The sequence below is a fragment of the Streptomyces sparsus genome (genome assembly GCF_054776295.1).
In genome coordinates this window covers 1-890 of sequence record NZ_BAAHCA010001397.1, presented here as the reverse complement: position 1 = coordinate 890, position 890 = coordinate 1, and the positions used below count along the sequence as shown (strand labels likewise).

The 890-nt window shown below is 76.1% G+C and carries 1 protein-coding gene; it reads right to left on the bottom strand.

Annotated elements, in window-relative coordinates:
- Positions 1-21: 21 nt before the first annotated feature.
- Positions 22-816, bottom strand: coding sequence for a class I SAM-dependent methyltransferase (locus ACYVE9_RS28660; RefSeq protein ID WP_461030800.1), 795 nt, complete (start codon positions 814-816; stop codon positions 22-24).
- Positions 817-890 lie beyond the last annotated feature (74 nt).

The following is an 890-nucleotide window of genomic DNA, read 5'->3' as shown; positions in this document are numbered from 1 at the left end:
CCGGGCAGGCCCGGCGGGCGGTCAGGGCTTGCGGGCGAGCACCAGTCGGCAGCGCGGGCTGCCGTCCGGCCGGTGACCCAGCGCGGCCAGCGGCGGTGCCTGCACCTCGAAGCCCGCCCGTTCCAGGTCGCGCAGTACGTCCGGCAGCGGGAACGTGCGGTAGTACATGACGAACCGCGGACGCCAGAGCGCGTTGCGCACCCGCATGGCGGCGTCGAAGCCGCACAGGGTCCAGTAGGCGGCCGAACCGGGCTTCGGCGGCGCTCCCACAGGAAAGGCGAACAGCCCCCGCGGTCGCAGTACCTCGTGGACGCCGGCGAAGAGCCGGGGCCGCTCGCGTGGCAGGAAGTGCCCGAAGGCGCCGAAGCTGACGGCCAGGTCGAAGGACCGCTCACGGAACGGCAGGCTCCGCGCGTCCGCCCGCAGGAACGCCACCTCGGGACCGCCGCGTCCGCCGTCCGGGCTCCCGGTGTCGCCGTGCCCGAGGCCGGGCCCCTCCGGGTGGTCGTGCCCGTCGGGAGCGAAGGCGAGCCGGGCCTGGTCGAGCATGCCCGTGCTGATGTCGACGCCGGTGACGCTCCCGGGACACACCGCGCGCAGCAGCGGCACCGCCGCGCCGGTGCCGCAGCACAGGTCGAGGCCCGCCGGGAAGGGCCCGAGCGGGGCCAGCGCTCCCAGGGCCGCGTCCAGCACCCGGTCGGAGGTGCGGAACGGGGTCAGGTCGAACTTGGGGGCCAGCAGGTCGTAGCCGCGCTCGGTCGACGACAGTGCCTGCACGGCCAGTTCGCGGAAGGTGGGTCCCTGTGCGGTGAACATCACGGGACAGGCTAGCGCCGCCGCGACCGCCCCCGGCGAGCGGTCCGGGCGCCGGGCCGGCGCGTACCCGGCCG

Coding starts and splice junctions, on each gene's coding strand:
- ACYVE9_RS28660 (WP_461030800.1), bottom strand. CDS start 816: ATGTTCACCGCACAGGGACCCACCTTCCGCGAACTGGCCGTGCAGGCA.